The sequence below is a fragment of the Vibrio sp. 1580 genome (assembly GCF_033340055.1).
Genome location: NZ_JAWOVT010000005.1, coordinates 172159 through 193091 on the forward strand (window position 1 = coordinate 172159; position 20933 = coordinate 193091).

Below are 20933 nucleotides of genomic sequence, written 5' to 3' on the forward strand. Positions count from 1 at the left end.
GTACCTAGCTATAATCAAGTTAGAAACGTTTTGCTTAATTTATGTGTTGTTTCGCAGTGTAATCTTATATATCCGCATCGGATATAAAGAATCGGCGGCGAATACTTGAACGAGTTTGTCAGGTATTGGATAATCGTCTCAATTAGCACAAATTTGACGTCTTGCTTCAGGCTTGACGCATTACACGAGTGAGAGAGGTCTTCGTGAGCGAAGTAAACGTACCATTATCTTTTTCTGACGCAGCAGCATCTCGCGTTAAAGCATTGATTGCTGAAGAAGAAAACCCAGCATTGAAACTGCGCGTATACATTACTGGCGGCGGCTGCAGCGGCTTCCAATACGGCTTTACTTTTGATGAAAATGTAAACGAAGGCGATACGACAATCGTAAACAGTGGTGTAACACTGGTTGTAGACCCTATGAGTCTGCAATATCTCGTTGGCGGTATTGTTGACTACACAGAAGGGTTGGAAGGAGCGCGCTTCTTCGTAAATAATCCAAATGCAACGACAACATGTGGTTGTGGTGCATCGTTCAGTGTGTAATTAACACCTAACAGGCAGCTAATGGCTGCCTGTGCTTTATGTAGAAGGATGTCACGTAAAGCACACGCTCGCAGATATGCAGAGAAATAATAAAAAGGACTTTATATGTCTGGACTTTCTTTTGGACGCCGAATTGTCGAGCGCCCTTGGCTAGTATCTCTTATCCTCGTCTTACTTCTTGTTGCATGGCTAACCATCGGCCAACTCAAAGCACAAGATGATCATTCTAACTCTTCAACATCCACGAACACGACACCACTTGCAAAGGTGATGTTTGATACTTTTCTTGCCGAACCTACCAGTAAAACCATTGAATTGTATGGACGAACAGCGCCCAATCGTCAAGCGCGTCTTGGCGCCGAAGTTGCCGGTAAAATAGTCAGTCTTAACATAAAGAAAGGCCAAGCGGTCAAACAGGGACAAGTGATCGCAAACATCGATAAGCGCGACCTTGGCATTCAACTTAAACGGGCCCAGGCGATGCTGTTGGTTAAAGAGAAAGAGTTTAATGCAGCTAAATCGCTAAAAAGTCGTGGATTGCAAGGTGAGGTTGCATTTGCGACAGCGCAAGCAGCGTTGGTAGATGCACGTGCGAATTTGAGTAACGTGCAAACGGCTTTAAGAAATACTGAGGTTAAAGCGCCATTTGATGGCATCGTAGATCACCACTTTGTTGAGTTAGGTGATTTTGTCGGGATTGGCGATCCTATTGCGACGGTCATTGATTTGGATACTTTAGTGATTGAAGCCGATGTCAGTGAACGGCATATACAATACCTTAAGGAAGGCCTAGAAGCCGACGTAAGAACCATTAACCAACAGCATCATCAAGGTCGTGTGCGCTACATTGGACGTGTTTCTTCTGCTTCTACTAATACATTTCCAATTGAAATCGAAATTGATAATCAAGACGCAAGAATTCCTGCCGGTATGAGCGCAGAAGTACAGCTGCCTTTGAGTGAAGTGTTGGCAGTAAAGATTACGGCTGCCATGTTAGCACTAGATGAAGAAGGTAACTTAGGTGTCAAGACACTGCGTAATGAGTATGTTGAGTTTGTTCCAATTCAACTCGTTAAGGCCGAGGATGACGGTGTGTGGCTCTCTGGGTTAGGAGAGCGTGCAGACATTATCGTGCTGGGACAAGGTTTTGTGCGAGATGGTGATCAAGTACTGGCCAATAAAGTTGATGACGTAGTTGTTGAAGCGGCTAGTGAGCAGTAAGGAGCACTTATGTACACTCTGATTGATGCTGCGTTATCCCGCGCTCGCACTATGCTGACATTACTGGTGATGATCTTAATTGCCGGTGTCATTACTTACGTCACTATCCCCAAGGAATCGAGCCCAGATATTACCATTCCTATTATCTACGTTTCTGTTGGGCATCAAGGCATTTCTCCCGTCGATGCCGAACGTTTATTAGTTCGGCCAATAGAGCAAGAGTTGCGCTCTATTGAAGGCGTAAAAGAGATGACCTCTGTGGCATCAGAAGGTCATGCTTCGGTGACGCTGGAATTTAGTGTTGGAGTGGATCTTGATAAAGCGATGGCAGATGTGCGTGATGCGGTTGATCTTGCAAAGCCAAAATTACCAGAGGACAGTGATGAGCCAACGGTAAATGAAGTCACGTTTGCATCTGAAGAGCCTGTTTTGACCGTTGTGCTCTATGGCACCGTACCAGAGCGAACCATTGTTCAGATTGCCAGAACGTTACGTGATCGTTTGGAAAGTTTCCGTCAGGTTCTTGAGGTTGAAATCGCAGGAGATCGCGAAGACATCGTGGAGATAGTTGTCGATCCGCTATTGATGGAAAGCTACGGTCTCGATCAAGCGGATATCTATAATTTAATTGCCTTGAATAACCGAGTTGTGGCAGCGGGGTTTGTCGATACTGGGTATGGACGCTTTTCGGTAAAAGTCCCATCGGTTTTTGATTCACTGAAAGATGTGCTTGAACTACCGATCAAGGTGAATGGCAAAGAGGTGATCACTTTTGGCGATGTGGCGACAGTACGACGTGCATTTCGCGATCCTGAAAGTTTTGCTCGTTTAGATGGCGAATCTGCCATCGTTTTGGATGTAAAAAAACGGGCAGGGGAAAACATTATTGAAACGGTTGAGCTGGTAAAAGAAGTACTGGCTCAGGGACAGAAGCGTGCCGAGTGGCCCGACAATTTGCAAGTTAAATACACTTGGGATCAATCCGACGATGTCAAATTGATGCTCAGTGATCTACAAAACAATATCTTATCCGCAATTATCCTCGTAGTTATCGTCATTATTGCCATATTGGGGGTTAGGACCGCGCTTCTCGTGGGGATTTCTATTCCAGGATCGTTCTTGACTGGGTTGTTGGTGTTATCGGTATTTGGGCTGACGGTCAATATCGTCGTACTGTTTGCTTTAATTATGGCAGTAGGCATGTTGGTGGATGGTGCCATTGTGGTGACAGAGTTTGCAGATCGGCGCATGCAAGAAGGAACGCCACGTAAAGAAGCCTATCGAGATGCAGCAAAGCGAATGGCCTGGCCTATTACCGCATCCACAGCAACCACATTGGCTGCGTTTGCTCCGTTACTTTTCTGGCCAGACATTACTGGTGAGTTCATGAAGTACTTACCACTTACTTTAATTGCTACCTTGGCCGCTTCACTGATGATGGCTTTACTGTTCGTTCCTGTCATCGGTGGGCTCATTGGCAAGCCTCAAGTAGTCAATCAGAAAGCTCAGCGAGAAATGGTGGAACTGCATAACGGCAACTTTGAAAAAGCGACAGGCATTACCAAGCTTTATTACCAGACTCTGTCGGTAGCGATTCGTCATCCATGGAAGGTCTTACTCAGCGCGATACTGCTAGCGGCAGGTGTCGGCTTCACTTACAACAAAGCTGGCTTGGGTGCAGAGTTTTTCCCTGAAGTGGACCCTGCCTTTTTTACCGTTAAAGTTCGTTCTTATGGTGACTTGTCTATTCACGAAAAAGATGTTGTTATGCGCGAAATCGAGAAGGTGATGCTCGGTCATGACGAGTTTGAAAGTGTCTACACGCGCACAGGATCGAGCGATAATGGGGATGAGATTGGCCAGATTCAAATAACGCCTGTGGATTGGCAATATCGACGCAAAGTGAAAACCATTATTGAGGAACTAAAAGAGACGACAGACCGCTTTTATGGTGTTGAACTTGAGTATAAATTCCCGGACGCAGGACCGCCTGTCGAGCATGATCTCGTGATTGAAGTATCATCACGAAACTTGAGTGTTAGTGCGTTAGATGAAGCGGCCAAAAAAGTACGACATTGGGCTGATGGTAATCCTGCACTGACCAACTTGAGTGATACCACTAATAAGGAAGGGATTGATTGGCAAATTGATATCCAGCGAGATGACGCTTCTCGCTTTGCAGCGGATGCTACCTTAGTCGGGAATACCGTCCAGTTTGTTACGAACGGCTTGAAAATAGGCGATTATTTGCCTGATGATGCGGATGAAGAAGTCGATATTTTGGTGCGCTATCCGCAAGATAAGCGCGACATAGGTCGATTTGATCAACTGAGAGTGAAAACGACAGCTGGTCTGGTACCGATTACGAATTTTGCTCAAATCAAACCAGATCATAAGCAAGACACTATTCGTCGGGTCGACGGTCATCGAGTTATCAATATTAAAGCGGATATGGTGGAAGGTTACAATTTGGCGCTTGAGTTACCTAAGATTGCCGCTGGAATGGAACAGCTCGACTTACCGGAAGGCATTGAATATAAGATTCGGGGTCAAAATGAAGAGCAGGAAAACTCATCAGCATTCTTGCAAAATGCTTTTATTGTCGCGCTTGGTGTGATGGCTTTGATTTTAATTACGCAGTTTAATAGCTTTTATCAAGCTTTCTTAATCCTTAGCGCAGTGCTGTTTTCTACTGTTGGTGTCTTCGCTGGGTTACTTATTTTCCAAAAGCCATTTGGCATCATTATGTCGGGAATTGGAGTGATTGCGTTGGCTGGTATCGTGGTAAACAACAATATTGTTTTAATCGATACTTATAATCAGATGCGTAAACGTGGCTTAGAAAAATCTGAGGCTATTTTGCGTACGGGTGTGCAGCGTTTAAGACCCGTTTTACTTACGACGGTGACCACCATATTAGGCTTATTGCCAATGGTGTTAGAAATGAACATCGACTTAGTTAATCAGAAAGTGGAGTTTGGCGCACCAAGCACTCAATGGTGGTCTCAGCTTGCGACCGCTGTCGCGGGTGGTTTGGCGTTTGCGACTTTGCTAACGTTAGTTCTGACACCGTGTTTGCTTATGCTCGGGAGAGAGCATCACTCCGAACAGTAAGCTTTATCGTGATGATATCGACAAAACAAAAAGGGCAGCGAAGCTGCCCTTTTCAATACCTTGCCTTACTTCATTGCTAGCAGTTTGCTGTAGCGTTCAAGCTTGTCCATGCTAACTTTCGCGTTTGCCATGAAAGTTTGTCTCGCTTTTCCTGTCAGGGATTTAGATTGTGGCAAATTCACCGTGCGCGGGTTTTTATGGACACCATTCACAAGGAACTCATAGTGCAGGTGAGGGCCAGTTACACGGCCAGTTCCGCCAAGCGTACCGATGGTTTGGCCTTGCTTAACGCGTTGACCAGCTCGTACAGTACGTTTGGTTAAGTGCAGGTACTTGGTAATGTAAGTATTACTATGTTTAATGAAAACGTAGTTACCATTAAATTTGTTGTAAGACGATTTTTGAACAACACCATCACCAGCCGCCCAAATCGGGGTGCCCACTGGTGCTGCATAGTCCGTGCCTCTATGAGGACGAACGCGTCCCGTCACTGGATGTAAGCGGCGTGGGTTGAAGTTAGACGAAACTCGACGGAAATCCAACGGCGCGCGTAAGAATGCTTTTTTCATTGCACGCCCATTTTCGTCGTAATACTTGCCACTTTTCTGATCCAATATTGCGGTAAAGGTATCGCCTTGGTTTTTAAAGATCGCAGCAATGATTTTTCCACGGCCGATTACTTCTCCTTCTACCACTTCCTCTTGGTAAAGTACTCGGAAGCTGTCGTTTTTACGAATATCTAAAGCAAAGTCGATGTCCCAACCAAATATGCCAGCCAGTTCCATGATTTGGTTACCATTTAATCCAGAAGATATTCCTGCATTCCAAAAGTTTGATTTGATGGTGGCTTCAGCGTAGTTGTACTGGAAGTCGACTTCTTTTTTATCAACTTCAGAAACGTACTTGCCGTCTTTTAATGTGATACGAAAAGTCTCGAACGCGCTTAGTGTTCTTCTTAGCTGCACCAAGTCGTTATTTTCGTCAAAACCAAATTGCAATCGGTCACCAGGTCGAAGCCGAGTTAACTGTTTTTCCACTTCTTTGTCTGATGAGACCAGTTCATGTAATAGACGAGCAGAAAGCCCTACGCGACTAAATAAGATGGCAGCACTCTCGCCATTTTTTACCTTGTATGTCTCCCAGCGCAGCACGGCGGGAACCGCAGGCGATGAACTATTTAGTGCACTGAGTTCGAGGGAAACTGGAACAGGATAATGTTGACCAACTTTTAATCGGCTCTGCTGCGGGTCTAGGTCTTGCGGATCAGGTAAAAAGAAGAGCGCGAAGATAATCAGCGCACTAAAAAAACCGATCAATACTTTGTGCAAGAGTGGAAGTCGGACAAAAATCGAATGCATGAGGTACTTGATTGCTAAATTAAACGGAAAAAGTGACAACTACCTAGTCTAACGTGTTTCAAAATGCATCGCTATTCAAGTAATATGTTCAGCTATTATATTTTTGCCAAATCTGTGGGAGTGAACAAGAATGGCGAGCATTGAAGCTGCACTAGCCGAGATTAAGCGCGGTGTTGAAGAGCTGATTCCAGAAGAAGAGCTAATCGCAAAACTAAAAGAAGACCGTCCTCTACGTATTAAATTGGGCGCTGATCCAACAGCACCTGACATTCACCTAGGCCATACGGTTATTTTCAATAAGCTTCGCTTGTTCCAAGAACTAGGTCATGAAGTGACGTTCCTAATCGGTGACTTCACTGCAATGGTTGGTGACCCAACAGGTAAAAACACAACTCGTCCACCGCTAAGTCGTGAAGACGTATTGCGTAACGCTGAAACGTACAAAGAGCAAGTGTTCAAAATTCTCGATCCTGCAAAGACTAAAATTCAGTTTAACTCTGAGTGGCTGTCTGAATTGGGCGCAGAAGGTATGATTCGCCTTGCGGCAAACCAAACCGTTGCTCGTATGCTAGAGCGTGACGACTTTAAAAAGCGTTACGCGGGTGGTCAGCCAATTGCTATTCATGAGTTCATGTACCCACTTCTACAAGGTTGGGACTCAGTAGCAATGGAAACGGATGTTGAATTAGGTGGTACAGACCAGAAGTTCAACCTTCTAATGGGTCGTGAACTGCAAAAGTCTCACGGTCAAAAACCTCAGGTTGTACTGATGATGCCGCTTCTAGTGGGCCTTGATGGCGAGAAGAAGATGTCTAAGTCAGCAAACAACTACATCGGTATCAGCGAAGCGCCAAGCGAAATGTTTGGTAAAATCATGTCTATTTCTGATGACTTAATGTGGAGCTACTACGAGCTGCTTTCTTTCCGTCCTCTGGAAGAGATTGCTCAATTCAAAGCTGATGTAGAAGCGGGCAAAAACCCTCGTGACATCAAAGTATTGCTAGCAAAAGAAATTATTGCTCGTTTCCACAGTGAAGCCGATGCCGATGCAGCAGAGCAAGAATTCGTAAACCGTTTTGCGAAGAACCAAATTCCTGATGAAATGCCAGAGTTTGACTTTGACGCAGGTCGCCCAGTGAGTAATCTGTTGAAAGAAGCAGGTTTATGTCCATCATCGTCAGATGCGATGCGCATGGTTAAGCAGGGCGCTGTGAAGATTGATGGTGAAAAAATTGCGGACAGCAAATTTGCTCCAGAAGCGGGTACTTACGTGTTCCAAGTAGGCAAACGTAAATTTGCTCGTATTACTATTCAGTAATCCATAATGACTGCAAATGAAAGCGTCCGAAGGGCGCTTTTTTTGTATGAAAATTTAGCAAAAACGGCAAAGTAAAACTTCCATACCTGATGAACTTTGCTACTATACTTGCGCTGCCAATAATGGCAGCGCTATCGGAGATTTACATGAACAATACCGACCATCCTCCCAGTCGTTGGGTGAGTAAGATTAAGGGAGCGAAATAACCCGCTTCGGTATTGGCGATCTCCGCCTTACCTAAGTGGTGAGGCATCTTTTCTAATTTTCTTCTCGTTATTTCCTTCATACATTCTGAATAGACAGTGCATTCGCATTGGTTTTCTCTGTGCATCTTATTTGTTGTCTGACTTTTAGCGTGCAAGAGTGGCTTTTCATGCTTTGTCGATGGTCGTTACCAATGCCAATCGGGAGATTCGCCATGACGGTAATGAACAACACTTTTATTGAAACAACACCAAACTTTTCTGAAGTAGAAATTGGTGCAGCTCGCAATGCATTCTTGCAGTACGAGCAAGAGCAACAAGTCCATTTGCTTACGGTTATGCCGATTGATGAGGCTGTAGGTATTTTACAGCATTGCTCTGTCGGCTATGTGAATAGTCTTATTGCTCAACTTGAGCAAGCAGGCCATGACAAACGCGCACGTCATTATGCTCACCAATTAGGTCTGCATATGTCTGAAGTTGATACACCTGATGGTTATTTATCGACTAGTGTTTTGGGGCACGTGAAGCAGCGTATTGGGTGGATCATTGCACTGGCTCTTTTAGGGATAGTGTCAGGCTTGATCATCGCTCAGTATGAGGACACCCTTAGTCAGCTTGTTTTACTTGCAGTGTACATGCCAGTGATTGCAGCTGCTGGTGGTAACACAGGAACACAAGCAGCAACTTTGGTAATTCGTGCTCTTGCTACTGGAGAGTTAAAAAAACGCCAATGGTTAGAAGTTTTGTGGAAAGAGAGCCGAGTCGCTCTATTTATTGCGCTAGCGATCGCTATCGTGATGATTGGACGCATTATGTTATTTAGTGCAGGACAATCAACAGGAGGCTTTGAACTGACCGATATCGCACTGGCAATAGCAGTTGCGCTGTTCATTCAAGTCACCATTTCTACAACATTGGGCGGGCTGTTGCCAATTATTGCACGAGCTTGCAAGTTGGACCCAGCCGTATTGGTGAGTCCAGTTCTTGCGTCTATCGTCGATATTTCAGGAATGTGGATTTACTTTAACGTGGTGAACTATTTCTTAGGTATTACCTGACTAAAGTTCACAATGTCATTGTAAAAAAGCTGCTCAAAATGTGTAATCGGGGCGATGACAGGTGTGTTGTCGTCCCGTTTTTCTGGGAAGTAGTCTGAAACAAACTGAACAAAAATGGTGTTAGGTTGACCATTTTTATCCAAGCCATATCCAGCCATATTGTAAGTCCCGTAGATAGAGCCACTTTTCGCGATCAGCTGTCCTTTAATTGGAAGTTTTCGCATACTTTGTCGGTACTTTAATGTGCCGGATTCACCTGATTTCGGCATGATGGCAATCAATTTGAGTTCGTTTTCATGCTTCCAAATATAGCGCAGCATTTCAGCCATCTTGGTCGCGGAGAACCGGTTATTTCGCGAAAGTCCTGAGCCGTCTTCTAGGCGCGCATTACGAATATCAATACCAGTGTTGGCGAAAATGATCTGCTTGATCGCTTCTGTACCGTTAGTAAAACTGCCTGGCTGAACGAAAAATTTAGCACCAAGTGTTTTGGTTAATGTGTCGGCAATCAAGTTGTCAGAGTTTTTGAGCATATCTTCAAGAATGTCTGGTAAGGCCTTTGATTGATGCATTGCGATGAGCTTTCGCTGCTTTTCTGGCGCCGTACCGACCCTAATCTTTCCTGATACCCCAATGTTGAGCTCCTTGAGCAAAGTCGCCAACCTTTGACTGGTGTAACGCTCAGGGTCTTGAACCGCAAATTTCAGTGGCAATGGTTTGTCTCTTTCAACCAAGCACCCTGTTAGCTTGTAGTTGTTATCGGGATTTGCAACTAAACCTAAGTCACAATGACGACTTTTCTTAATGGTTTTAGAAACTGTTTCTACGGTACTTGTGACACGAATAGGTTGATGCTCTGGTACGTAGACCCGCGTTCCACCATCTTTTTGTGTATAGATAGAGGCTTGTACACAGTTGTTATTGAGTGTGATGGTCGATGCCGGAGCGCTGTAGCAAACTCCCAAGATATCCCACGGCCAGCCCACCGCACGGTTATAACCAGTGAATGCGCTGTTATCGAGCCATAGGTCACCGTTAATCCGTTTTAAGCCATTTTTCTTAGCTAGAGTGAGGATTGATTTTAAGTCGTTGGTTTGGAGTGTTGGGTCGCCGACAAAGTAAATCACTGCATCTGAGTTCGATGTTTCCAGCTTGGTTCGAAACCGGAAGTTATCACCCAGTTCTAACTTCGCGGCTAATGCGGTGACGATTTTTAATGTACTCGCTGGTGGGAACAGTTGTTCGGTAGGATGAACACCGTCAAGCTCAGCATTTTCACTGAGTTTTTCCGCAACTAAACTGATGCGGGCGCCTTCAGGCAACACCTCTTGATGAGGGTACGCTTGTGAAAAAGCAGAAAGTAATGAAGAGAATATGAGCAAGGGCCAACGTAAACGCATAATGATACTTTCTAAGGTGAGTTATGTGATTGAGTATACGCAAGTCCTTTCAATATGCTAGGTAACTAAAGAAATGCTTCAAATGTCTTCATGAATGAGACACGAGAGAAAGGCGCGCTGCTTAAAATGAAGTATAAAAAATGCCCGCTTAAAGCGGGCATTCGATATTCTAGTCAAAGACCGGAATTAGAAGTCGTAACGTAGACCTAGAGCTAGCTCGTCTTCAGCATCGATCTTAGTTGCAACTGTTTTGCTAGTGTCAGTTGAACCAAACTTGTCACCTGCATCAATCAGGTTGAAGTTGTAAGAAATGTAACCACGGAAGTTAGGCTTGAAGTAGTAAGAAGCATCAACAGCAAAGTTGTTTGCAGAAGTTTCGTTGTTAGTTTCTGCATTGTTGTATGATGTTGTAAATACTGTTTGGCCTAGAGTGTAAGCACCCGCTAGCTCGTAACCAGTGTAATCAACTGTGTTACTGTTGTTTGAATCTTCCATTTTCTCGCCGTCAGTGAATACACCAGCGAAGTAAAGATCAGACATTGTGTAAGATGCAGCTAGCATGTACTCGTTAGCTTTGTCTTGATCTGCGTAACCAGCACCTAGCTCAAGACCAGTGTCAGCTAGAGCGTAGATTGCAGATAGAGAGTAACCGTCTTGTTTGTTGTCGTAGTACTCACCAGTGTTTTCGTTTTCCATACGATCAGCGAAGCGGTAGCTTGCTTTTACGCTTAGGTTTTCAAACTGGCCTTTGTAAGCCATCATGTTGTCTGTACGGTCTGATACAGCTAGTTTGTCTGCTGCAGAGTTACCGTGGTAAGCCATGATATCTGTGAAGTCAGTGATAACGCCTAGTGCACCTTCAGTTTTACCGTATGCGAACTCACCGTAAGCACCGCCAAGACCAGCGTAAGCAAGACGAGTTTCTAGATCGCTCTTGTCGTCGCCGTCTACAGTACCGTTTTGAGCAGTCTCAAATTCACCTTCCCAGAAACCAACACCGTATAGGTTGTCATTGATTTCTTGTTTACCAAGGAAGTTTAGACGGATGCGAGATTTGTCTTGAGCGTCGCCATCTTTCATAGATAGACGTGCTTCAGCACGGCCGCCCATTTCTAGAGAAGTACCGTCTTGGTTGTAAAGTTCAGCTGCGTTTACGCCAGTTGCCATAGCTGCTGCAGATACAGAAAGAGCAATTAGAGTCTTTTTCATCTTATTTGTCCTAGTTAGCTGTCCATAATCATTGTTGTATGGGGGAGAGGTGATCTCTCACAAGTTGTTGGTCCAAAATTGGCTAATTGAGCGATATAGTTCGCACTTGTAAGCCATTGATCTAACAACTCGCTGGACATGTTTTACTGCTAAAGTTTCCGTATGAGTTAGTAAAATGATATAAATCTCACTGATGAACACTGTTCAATTGTGCGTTGTTTTTATTTAAATTACTGTTTTTTATTGAAATTATTGGCAATGACATTGACCTGACATTGATTAGTTTTTATCTTTTTTGAGGTTTTTGGTGTAATGAACAGTGTTGTTTTTCAATAAATTGAGAAGGTGATTCGCCCTAGAACCGCTCTAAAAGTGAGTTATATGATTATGCCGAAAAGGCATAGTCTTGCTGCCTTTCGAATTAAGATGATTTCGTCCGGGAGTTTGTTTACACTAAACGAAATACATCTTTAAGCGCACTACCCAGTCCTATGACAGGGTGGGCTTTTTTTGTCCAAAGACCCATTTGGGCTTGAGGTTATAAAATGGAAAAAGTTCCAATGACACTACGTGGCGAGCAAAAGCTACGTGCAGAACTCGATCGTCTACTTAAACTACGTCCTCAGATCTCAGAGGCAATTGCTGAAGCTCGTGAGCTAGGTGATTTAAAAGAGAATGCTGAATATCACGCCGCTCGTGAAGAGCAGGGCATTTGTGAAGCACAAATCCGTGACATTGAATACAAACTGTCAGTTGCTCAAGTTATTGATGTAACGAAGATGGAGAACACGGGTAAAGTGATTTTTGGTTCAACCGTAACCTTGATTGATATCGACACCGAAGAAGAAAAAACGTACCAAATCGTTGGTGATGACGAAGCCGATATCAAAGCAGGTCGCATTTCAGTGAGCTCACCTATTGCTCGTGGCCTGATTGGTAAGATGGAAGGCGATGAAGTTGCTATTCAAACTCCGGGTGGCGCGAAAGACTTCGAAATTGACCGAGTAGAATATATCTAAGTCGTTTGGAGTAGCATTACTACTCTGATAAAACGCAAAAAGGTCGCCTCAGGCGACCTTTTTTCTTCAGCAACGTAAGTAGAGTTACTTACGAGGGATTTCGATTTTACGCTCTTCAGACTGGCGGTATAGCACAAGCACTTTACCAATAGTCTGAACTTTTTCAGCGCCCGTCTCACGTACGATAGCGTCGATGATTAGCTGTTTTGTTTCACGATCTTCCGAAGCAACTTTTACTTTGATAAGTTCGTGATGGTTAAGAGCGATTTCAATTTCTGCTAGCACGGCTTCTGTAAGTCCATTTGCGCCCATTAGCACAACAGGTTTTAAACTGTGAGCTAGGCCTTTAAGGTGCTGCTTTTGTTTGGTGCTTAGGTTCATTACGCGGCCAATTTTCTTTAAAATAAGGGTTGAAAAAAGCTATTTTAACGCCATCTATTGCTGAAGACTATAATTTATTGAGTAATAGGTAGCGCCTATTAAAACAATAGCTCCAATTTGTGCCTTGTTGGGATTAAAATGAGTAAACAAAAACATTCGGCTAGTTCTGGTCGTTGGTTGAAAGAACACTTTGATGATAAATACGCGAATGAAGCCCGAAAAAAAGGCTACCGCTCACGTGCTTATTTCAAGATCGATGAGATTCAAACGAAAGATAAATTGTTAAAGCCTGGAATGACAGTCGTCGACTTGGGGGCCGCGCCGGGCGGATGGTCTCAATATGCTGCTAAGATAGTAGGGGACAGTGGTCAGATCATTGCGTGTGACTTGCTTCCTATGGACCCGATTGCTGGCGTTAGCTTTTTACAAGGCGACTTTCGTGATGATGCGGTATTGGAAGCTTTGCTAGAAAGGATCCAACCTTCCATGGTAGACGTAGTAATGTCTGATATGGCGCCTAACATCGCGGGAAACAATTCTGTTGATCAACCTCGCGCTATGTATTTAGTTGAATTAGCTTTAGATATGTGTCGACAAGTTCTAGCGCCTAATGGTAGCTTTGTCGTAAAGGTTTTCCAAGGGGAAGGCTTCGATCAGTATGTGAAAGAAGTCCGAGACATGTTTAAAGCCGTAAAAATTAGAAAACCAGACTCATCGCGAGCTCGCTCTCGAGAGGTCTTCGTCGTAGCCACTGGTTACAAAGGTTAACCATTTTGCTCTCTTGAGAGCGTGTTAACACTATAGCTACAGTTAATGAACTGTAGTACCCTACCTTTAATTACAATTAGTTATCGAGAGGCTTACACCTTGAGTGACATGGCAAAAAATTTAATTCTGTGGCTTGTTATCGCCGTCGTATTGATGTCGGTATTCCAGAGCTTTGGCCCTGGAGAAAGCAATGGCAGAACCGTGGATTACACCACGTTTGTACAGGAAGTTGGCCAAGGCCAGATTCAAGAAGCAACTTTTAAAGACGGTGAAATTAGCTTTGTTCGTCGTGGCGGCGGTGCCAAAATGGTCACTTACATGCCAGTGTATGACCAAAAGCTTCTAGATGACCTAATTAACCAAAACGTGAAAGTACAAGGCACGCCTCCAGAAGAGCAAAGCTTGCTTGGTACTATCTTCATCTCTTGGTTCCCAATGATCTTACTGATTGGTGTATGGATTTTCTTCATGCGTCAAATGCAAGGCGGCGGTGGTAAAGGCGCCATGTCTTTTGGTAAGAGCAAAGCTCGAATGATGAGCGAAGAACAAATCAAGACAACTTTTGCTGACGTTGCTGGTTGTGACGAAGCAAAAGAAGACGTGAAAGAACTGGTGGACTACCTACGCGATCCAAGCCGCTTCCAAAAACTGGGCGGTAAGATTCCAACGGGTGTTCTAATGGTTGGTCCTCCTGGTACGGGTAAAACGCTTCTAGCGAAAGCCATTGCCGGTGAGGCGAAAGTACCATTCTTTACTATCTCTGGTTCTGATTTCGTAGAGATGTTCGTTGGTGTTGGTGCATCTCGTGTGCGTGACATGTTTGAACAAGCAAAGAAAGCCGCACCTTGTATCATCTTTATCGATGAGATCGATGCGGTAGGTCGTCAACGTGGCGCAGGTGTTGGTGGTGGTCATGATGAACGTGAACAAACACTAAACCAAATGCTCGTTGAGATGGATGGTTTCGAAGGTAACGAAGGTATTATCGTTATCGCTGCGACTAACCGTCCTGATGTGTTGGACCCTGCGTTACTGCGTCCTGGTCGTTTTGACCGCCAAGTGGTAGTTGGTCTTCCAGATGTACGTGGCCGTGAACAGATCCTAAAAGTTCACATGCGTAAGGTCCCTCTAGCGGGTGATGTGGAGCCTTCTCTCATCGCGCGTGGTACTCCAGGCTTCTCTGGTGCTGACCTAGCAAACTTAGTTAACGAAGCAGCCCTGTTTGCTGCGCGCGGTAACAAGCGCAACGTTTCTATGGTTGAGTTTGAACTGGCGAAAGACAAAATCATGATGGGTGCTGAGCGCCGTTCAATGGTGATGTCTGAGGAAGTTAAAGAGTCAACCGCATACCACGAAGCGGGTCACGCGATTGTTGGTCGCTTGGTTCCTGAACACGATCCAGTGTACAAAGTGTCTATCATTCCACGTGGTCGTGCGTTGGGTGTAACAATGTACCTTCCAGAGCAGGACCGCGTGAGTATGTCTCGCCAACACCTAGAATCAATGATTTCTAGCTTGTACGGTGGTCGTTTAGCAGAAGAACTTATCTACGGTGCTGACAAAGTATCAACCGGTGCTTCTAATGATATCGAGCGCGCAACAGATATTGCTCGTAAGATGGTTACTCAATGGGGTTTCTCTGAAAAGCTTGGCCCTCTGCTGTATGCAGAAGATGAAGGCGAAGTGTTCTTAGGACGTAGTGTAACTCAGACTAAACATGTGTCTGACGATACAGCGAAGTTGATTGATGACGAAGTTCGTCAGATCATTGACCGCAACTACGATCGTGCGAAGAAGATTCTTCAAGAGAACATGGATATCATGCATGCGATGAAAGATGCGCTGATGAAGTATGAAACCATTGATGCTCGCCAGATTGATGACTTAATGGAGCGCAAAGCTGAAATTCGTGAGCCTGCGGGCTGGAGTGATAACTCAGCAAGCAAACCAGAAGACAGCGACAAGCCTCAAGCAAAGCAAGAAGTTAAAGAAGAAGCAACGGAGACTGCGAAAGATGCAGAACAGCCTAGCTCTTCTGAAACAACTTCTAACGAAGCGCCTGAAAAGAAAGACTCTGAATAAAGAGTATCGATAATATTAAACCCCGAGTTATCTCGGGGTTTTTGTGTTTATGATGATGATTACAGCAAATAACAAATCTTTGGACCTTTCGCGTCCACATGTCATGGCCATTCTAAATGTGACACCGGATTCCTTTTCGGATGGCGGTAAATACAACTCAATTGAACTTGCTCTTGCTCAAGTTGATAAAATGATAAAGGCTGGTGTAAGTATTGTTGATGTTGGTGGTGAATCGACAAGACCTGGTGCACCGGATGTGTCTTTGGAAGAAGAGCTTAGGCGTGTTGTCCCAGTAATCAAAGCCATTCGTGAAAAGTATGATGTGTGGATTTCCGTTGACACCAGTAAAGCAGAAGTGATGCGTCAAGCAATTGATGCTGGGGCTGATTTGATCAATGACATCCGCTCGCTGCAAGAGCCAGGTGCTCTGGAAGTCGCAGCAGAAGCAAACCTTCCAATTTGTCTGATGCATATGAAAGGTCAGCCTAGGACCATGCAAGTTGACCCTCATTATGATGATTTAATGGGGGACGTGTCGGCTTTTCTAGAAGAGCGTATCGCGGCGTGTGAAGCAGCAGGGATTGATAAATCTCAACTGATTCTCGATCCTGGGTTTGGCTTTGGCAAAACAATCGAACACAATTATCATATGCTTGCTCATCTTGAAAAGTTTCATGAATTCGGCCTGCCTATTTTGGCTGGCATGTCTCGTAAATCCATGATCTTCAAACTGTTAGACAAGCCAGCGGCAGAGTGTACGAACGCAAGTGTCGTTTGTGCTACGATTGCCGCGATGAAAGGCGCGCAGATCATTCGCGTGCATGACTTTGAAGAGACAATCGAAGCGATGAAAGTTGTTGAGATGACGAAAAACAATATTTAAAAATAATAAAGGAAAGTTTATGTCGAATGAAAGACGTTACTTTGGTACTGACGGTGTGCGCGGTAAAGTAGGACAATACCCAATCACTCCAGACTTCGTACTTAAGCTTGGCTGGGCTGCTGGTCGTGTACTAGCGAAACAAGGCACAAAGAAAGTTATCATAGGTAAAGATACACGTATTTCAGGTTATATGCTTGAATCTGCACTAGAGGCTGGCCTTGCAGCTGCGGGACTTAAAGCAACATTTACTGGTCCCATGCCAACTCCAGCTGTGGCATATTTAACTCAGACTTTCCGTGCCGAGGCTGGTATTGTGATTTCTGCATCACATAACCCATATTACGACAACGGCATTAAATTCTTTTCTTCTGAGGGTACTAAGCTACCTGACGATATCGAATTGGCGATCGAAGCTGAGTTAGATAAAGAAATTGAATGTGTGGAGTCTGCTGAGCTTGGTAAAGCAACCCGCCTAAATGATGCAGCTGGTCGTTACATCGAATTCTGTAAGAGTACTTTCCCATCTGAGCTGAGCCTTGCGAACTTTAAGATCGTAGTAGACTGTGCGCACGGTGCAACGTACCACATCGCTCCAAATGTTTTCAAAGAACTTGGGGCAGAAGTTATCGCTATGGGCGTAGAGCCTAACGGCATCAACATTAATGAAAAAGTGGGCGCAACAGACGTACGAGCTCTTCAACAGCGTGTTGTTGAAGAGCAAGCGCATCTTGGTCTCGCATTTGATGGTGATGGTGACCGCATCATTATGGTCGACCACCTAGGTAACAAAGTTGATGGTGACCAAATTGCTTATATCATCGCTCGTGATGCACTTCGTCGTGGTGAGCTAAAGGGTGGTGTTGTTGGTACACTAATGACTAACTTGGGTATGGAAAATGGTTTAAAGCAGCTAGGCATTCCGTTTGTACGTGCTGCTGTTGGTGACCGTTATGTCATGGAGCAACTGCTAGAAAAAGGTTGGAAAATTGGTGCTGAAAACTCAGGCCATGTGATCTTATTAGATAAAGTCACAACCGGCGATGCGATTGTTGCTGCACTTCAAGTACTTGCTTCTGTAATTGGCAGCGATATGTCTTTATATGAACTATCGCAAGGAATGACATTATATCCTCAGGTTTTAGAAAATGTCCGTTTCTCAGGAGAAAGTAACCCTCTTGAAGCTACAGCTGTATTAAACGCTGTCGCTGAAGTAGAGGCGACACTTGGTGATAAAGGGCGTGTACTGCTGCGTAAGTCTGGCACTGAGCCTTTGATCCGCGTTATGGTGGAAGGCGAAGATGGTGAACTAGTTCAACACTCAGCATTGAAAATCGCTGAGGCTGTTAAAGCAAGTTGTTAATCATTGCGTTAAAGCATGTCTTGAATGAAAAGGGCATCTTTTGCCCTTTTTTTGAGCGCTTAACGCATTGGCATTGATTTTTTACTAATTTTCCCTTGTCAGCGTTACTGGCTTTCGCTAGTATTGCTCCGCCTCCCGTTAGGAGGTCGCTAGCCTTGTTCATTATGATTTGTTCTTTTGAACGGCGCTGGCTCAACAATTTGGAACATAGGTGGAAAAAATGTTTTCAGTTCTACTTGTGATTTACCTGTTGGCAGCGCTTGGTGTGATTGGCCTTGTGTTGATTCAACAAGGTAAAGGCGCAGATATGGGAGCCTCGTTCGGTGCTGGTGCTTCAAACACAGTGTTTGGTGCTGGCGGCTCAGGTAATTTCTTAACCCGAACAACTGCTATTTTAGCAACCGTATTCTTTATCGTTAGCTTGTTACTTGGTCGTATGTCTACGCACCAGACTGAATCACAATGGGTAGACCCAACGTTAGGTCAACCAGTTGTTGAACAAGTTAAGGACGCAGCGAGTGAAGTTCCTGCCCCTGCGGGTGATGAAATTCCTCAATAAGCTGTAAGGTTTTGATGCCGAGATGGTGAAATTGGTAGACACGCTAGCATGAGGTGCTAGTGCCTTAGGTGTGAGGGTTCGAGTCCCTCTCTCGGCACCATGTATTTACAAACTTGTAAATCACTTGTTTGCGAGTATAATGCTCAGCAAGTCGGACGCGGGGTGGAGCAGCTTGGTAGCTCGTCGGGCTCATAACCCGAAGGTCGTCGGTTCAAATCCGGCCCCCGCAACCAATCTCTTTCTTTAAAAGGAAATCGTAGATTGGCAAGTTTGCGTAGTGCTAACCACACTACGAGTTAAGAAAAGCAATTGTTGGCTATTCTTAACGTATCAGGGTCCAGCAGCATAAAACCCCGACTATCGGGGTTTTTTGTTATCTGAGCTTTTTGAAATAGCTCAGATACTGCTTGGTTTTTTGATTGGGCTCTGAGCCCTTTTTTTGTTTCTGGAGTGGTTAAATGACTGGTTTAGAAAGACAACTTACTGAAATGCTTGACGCGCCAGTAGCGGCATCAGGTTATGAGTTAGTTGGATTAGAATTCATTCGTGCAGGCGCGCACTCAACGTTACGTATCTACATTGACCATGAAAATGGTATTAACGTAGACGACTGTGCAGAAGTTAGCCACCAAGTTAGTGCAGTTTTAGACGTTGAAGATCCAATTTCTGTTGCTTACAGCCTAGAAGTGTCTTCTCCAGGTTTAGAAAGACCACTTTTTAAAGCAGCACATTACGAGCAATTTATTGGTCACGAGGTCAGCATCGTATTGAAAATGGCTGTAGCAAACCGTCGTAAGTGGAAAGGTATTATCCACGGTGTTGATGGCGAAACAGTGACAATTACTGTAGACGGTCAGCAAGAAGAGTTTGCTCTAAGTAACATTTCCAAAGCTAACCTGATCCCTAAATTTTAGTTCCCTAAAAAAGTTTAAGCTTAGAGGCTAAATACAATGAGTAAAGAAATTTTAGCGGTAGCAGAAGCGGTATCGAACGAAAAAGCGGTACCTCGTGAGCGTATCTTTGAGGCTCTTGAGATTGCTCTAGCAACTTCTACAAAGAAGAAATACGAAATCGAAATCGACGTACGTGTTGCCATTGACCGTAAAACCGGTGAGTTTGTAACTTACCGCCGTTGGTTAGTTGTTGATGACGTTGAGAACCCTACAAAAGAGATCTCACTAGAAGCAGCGCAATACGAAGATGATTCAATCGAGCTTGGCGACTACGTAGAAGACGAAATCGAATCAGTAACGTTTGACCGTATTACGACTCAAACTGCTAAGCAAGTTATCGTACAAAAAGTTCGTGAAGCTGAGCGCGCACAAATCGTTGAACAGTTCATCGACAATGAAGGTGATCTAATCACTGGTGTCGTGAAAAAAGTAAACCGTGACACAATCGTGCTTGATCTTGGTAATAACGCTGAAGCGGTAATCCTGCGTGATGACCAACTTCCTCGTGAAAACTTCCGTCCAGGCGACCGCGTACGTGGCCTTCTTTACAAAGTCGCGCCTGAAGCACGTGGTTTCCAATTGTTCATCACTCGTTCTAAGCCAGAAATGTTGGCAGAACTGTTCCGTGTTGAAGTGCCTGAAATCGCAGAAGATATTATCGAGTTGAAAGGCGCAGCACGTGATCCTGGTTCTCGCGCTAAGATCGCTGTCAAAACAAATGACAAACGTATCGACCCTGTAGGTGCGTGTGTTGGTATGCGTGGTGCACGTGTACAAGCTGTTTCTGGCGAACTTGGTGGTGAGCGTATCGATATCGTTCTTTGGGATGATAACCCAGCTCAATTCGTTATTAACGCAATGGCGCCAGCTGATGTTGCTTCTATCATCGTTGATGAGGATGCACACTCAATGGACATCGCAGTTGAAGCTGACAACCTAGCGCAAGCTATTGGTCGTAACGGTCAAAACGTGCGTCTAGCATCTCAACTAACCGGTTGGGAACTGAATGTTATGACAGTTGCTGATCTTCAGAAGAAACACGCTGAAGAATCACAAGCATCTATTGAAAACTTCATGAAGTACCTAGATATTGAAGAAGACTTCGCTCAACTTCTTGTTGAAGAAGGTTTCTCAACGCTAGAAGAAATCGCATACGTGCCAGTTAACGAGCTACTAGAAATCGATGGTTTGAATGAAGAACTAATCGAAGAGCTTCGTGGACGTGCAAAAGATGCACTAACGACGATCGCACTAGCACAAGAAGAGTCTTTTGAAGGTCTAGAACCAGCTGAGGACCTACTTGCACTTGAAGGTCTTGAGCGTGAGATGGCATTTAAATTGGCAGCGAAAGGTGTAGCGACACTGGAAGATCTTGCTGACCAAGGTATTGACGATTTAGAAGGTATCGAAGGCCTGACCGAGGAACGTGCAGGTGAGCTAATTATGGCCGCACGTAACATCTGTTGGTTCGGCGAAGAAGCATAATTTTCGGCAAGGAG

17 protein-coding genes and 2 tRNA genes are annotated in these 20933 nt (G+C 44.6%); 15 read left to right on the plus strand and 4 right to left on the minus strand.

The features are described from left to right. Window positions 1-203: 203 nt before the first annotated feature. The 3 genes from erpA (at window position 204) to vmeK (ending at window position 4880) form a co-directional block, all read left to right on the plus strand. Window positions 204-545 carry an iron-sulfur cluster insertion protein ErpA gene (gene erpA / locus R7093_RS10055; protein WP_005380031.1) on the plus strand — a complete coding sequence of 114 codons (342 nt, stop codon included), beginning with the start codon at window positions 204-206 and terminating at the stop codon, window positions 543-545. A 105-nt stretch (window positions 546-650) separates the two neighbouring features. Further along, complete coding sequence (locus R7093_RS10060; protein ID WP_047102639.1) at window positions 651-1766, plus strand: efflux RND transporter periplasmic adaptor subunit; 1116 nt, start codon at window positions 651-653, stop codon at window positions 1764-1766. 9 nt (window positions 1767-1775) lie between these two features. Next, window positions 1776-4880, plus strand: coding sequence for a multidrug efflux RND transporter permease subunit VmeK (vmeK, locus tag R7093_RS10065; RefSeq protein ID WP_047102638.1), 3105 nt, complete (start codon window positions 1776-1778; stop codon window positions 4878-4880). Between the two features lie 65 nt (window positions 4881-4945). Here vmeK and R7093_RS10070 read toward each other — a convergent pair whose 3' ends face one another. Further along, on the minus strand, window positions 4946-6238 hold the full coding sequence (locus R7093_RS10070) for a peptidoglycan DD-metalloendopeptidase family protein (RefSeq protein ID WP_033905576.1): 1293 nt from the start codon (window positions 6236-6238) through the stop codon (window positions 4946-4948). Between the two features lie 130 nt (window positions 6239-6368). On the opposite strand from R7093_RS10070, the gene tyrS reads away from it, so the two are divergent. After that, complete coding sequence (gene tyrS, locus R7093_RS10075) at window positions 6369-7556, plus strand: tyrosine--tRNA ligase (RefSeq protein ID WP_017820416.1); 1188 nt, start codon at window positions 6369-6371, stop codon at window positions 7554-7556. 418 nt (window positions 7557-7974) lie between these two features. Next, the gene (locus R7093_RS10080; protein WP_047102637.1) at window positions 7975-8820 is read left to right on the plus strand and encodes a magnesium transporter; all 846 of its coding nucleotides are present in this window, start codon (window positions 7975-7977) and stop codon (window positions 8818-8820) included. Here the strand turns inward: R7093_RS10080 and dacB are convergent. Then, window positions 8799-10220: a serine-type D-Ala-D-Ala carboxypeptidase gene (dacB, locus tag R7093_RS10085; protein WP_047102636.1), complete on the minus strand. Its 1422-nt coding sequence runs from the start codon at window positions 10218-10220 to the stop codon at window positions 8799-8801. The genes R7093_RS10080 and dacB overlap by 22 nt on opposite strands. Before the next feature lie 186 nt (window positions 10221-10406). Continuing rightward, the gene (locus R7093_RS10090; protein WP_005386521.1) at window positions 10407-11429 is read right to left on the minus strand and encodes a porin; all 1023 of its coding nucleotides are present in this window, start codon (window positions 11427-11429) and stop codon (window positions 10407-10409) included. A gap of 545 nt (window positions 11430-11974) precedes the next feature. Between R7093_RS10090 and greA the strand changes: the two genes are divergently transcribed. After that, window positions 11975-12448, plus strand: a complete 474-nt coding sequence (gene greA / locus R7093_RS10095; RefSeq protein WP_005380065.1) for a transcription elongation factor GreA — start codon at window positions 11975-11977, stop codon at window positions 12446-12448. 84 nt (window positions 12449-12532) lie between these two features. Here the strand turns inward: greA and yhbY are convergent, their stop codons facing one another. Further along, the gene (gene yhbY / locus R7093_RS10100) at window positions 12533-12829 is read right to left on the minus strand and encodes a ribosome assembly RNA-binding protein YhbY (RefSeq protein WP_005380066.1); all 297 of its coding nucleotides are present in this window, start codon (window positions 12827-12829) and stop codon (window positions 12533-12535) included. A 138-nt stretch (window positions 12830-12967) separates the two neighbouring features. Between yhbY and rlmE the strand changes: the two genes are divergently transcribed. The 9 genes from rlmE to nusA all read left to right on the plus strand — a co-directional run bounded on the left by rlmE (window position 12968) and on the right by nusA (window position 20919). Next, window positions 12968-13597, plus strand: coding sequence for a 23S rRNA (uridine(2552)-2'-O)-methyltransferase RlmE (gene rlmE / locus R7093_RS10105; protein ID WP_005388985.1), 630 nt, complete (start codon window positions 12968-12970; stop codon window positions 13595-13597). A gap of 108 nt (window positions 13598-13705) precedes the next feature. Further along, on the plus strand, window positions 13706-15679 hold the full coding sequence (gene ftsH, locus R7093_RS10110) for an ATP-dependent zinc metalloprotease FtsH (RefSeq protein WP_017635895.1): 1974 nt from the start codon (window positions 13706-13708) through the stop codon (window positions 15677-15679). Window positions 15680-15731: 52 nt separating this feature from the next. Beyond that, window positions 15732-16562 (plus strand): dihydropteroate synthase, encoded by an 831-nt coding sequence (folP, locus tag R7093_RS10115; protein ID WP_017820419.1) that lies wholly within the window; start codon window positions 15732-15734, stop codon window positions 16560-16562. A 19-nt stretch (window positions 16563-16581) separates the two neighbouring features. Further along, a complete protein-coding gene (gene glmM, locus R7093_RS10120; protein WP_005388992.1) occupies window positions 16582-17922 on the plus strand; it encodes a phosphoglucosamine mutase in 1341 nt (446 codons plus the stop codon). A 220-nt stretch (window positions 17923-18142) separates the two neighbouring features. Then, entirely contained in the window at window positions 18143-18481 is a 339-nt protein-coding gene (gene secG, locus R7093_RS10125) for a preprotein translocase subunit SecG (protein ID WP_005380080.1), read from the plus strand. A 16-nt stretch (window positions 18482-18497) separates the two neighbouring features. Then, window positions 18498-18581 (plus strand) — tRNA-Leu (locus R7093_RS10130). A 56-nt stretch (window positions 18582-18637) separates the two neighbouring features. Continuing rightward, window positions 18638-18714 (plus strand) — tRNA-Met (locus tag R7093_RS10135). 225 nt (window positions 18715-18939) lie between these two features. Next, window positions 18940-19395, plus strand: coding sequence for a ribosome maturation factor RimP (rimP, locus tag R7093_RS10140; RefSeq protein ID WP_005386424.1), 456 nt, complete (start codon window positions 18940-18942; stop codon window positions 19393-19395). A 36-nt stretch (window positions 19396-19431) separates the two neighbouring features. Then, complete coding sequence (nusA, locus tag R7093_RS10145; RefSeq protein WP_005380084.1) at window positions 19432-20919, plus strand: transcription termination factor NusA; 1488 nt, start codon at window positions 19432-19434, stop codon at window positions 20917-20919. Window positions 20920-20933 lie beyond the last annotated feature (14 nt).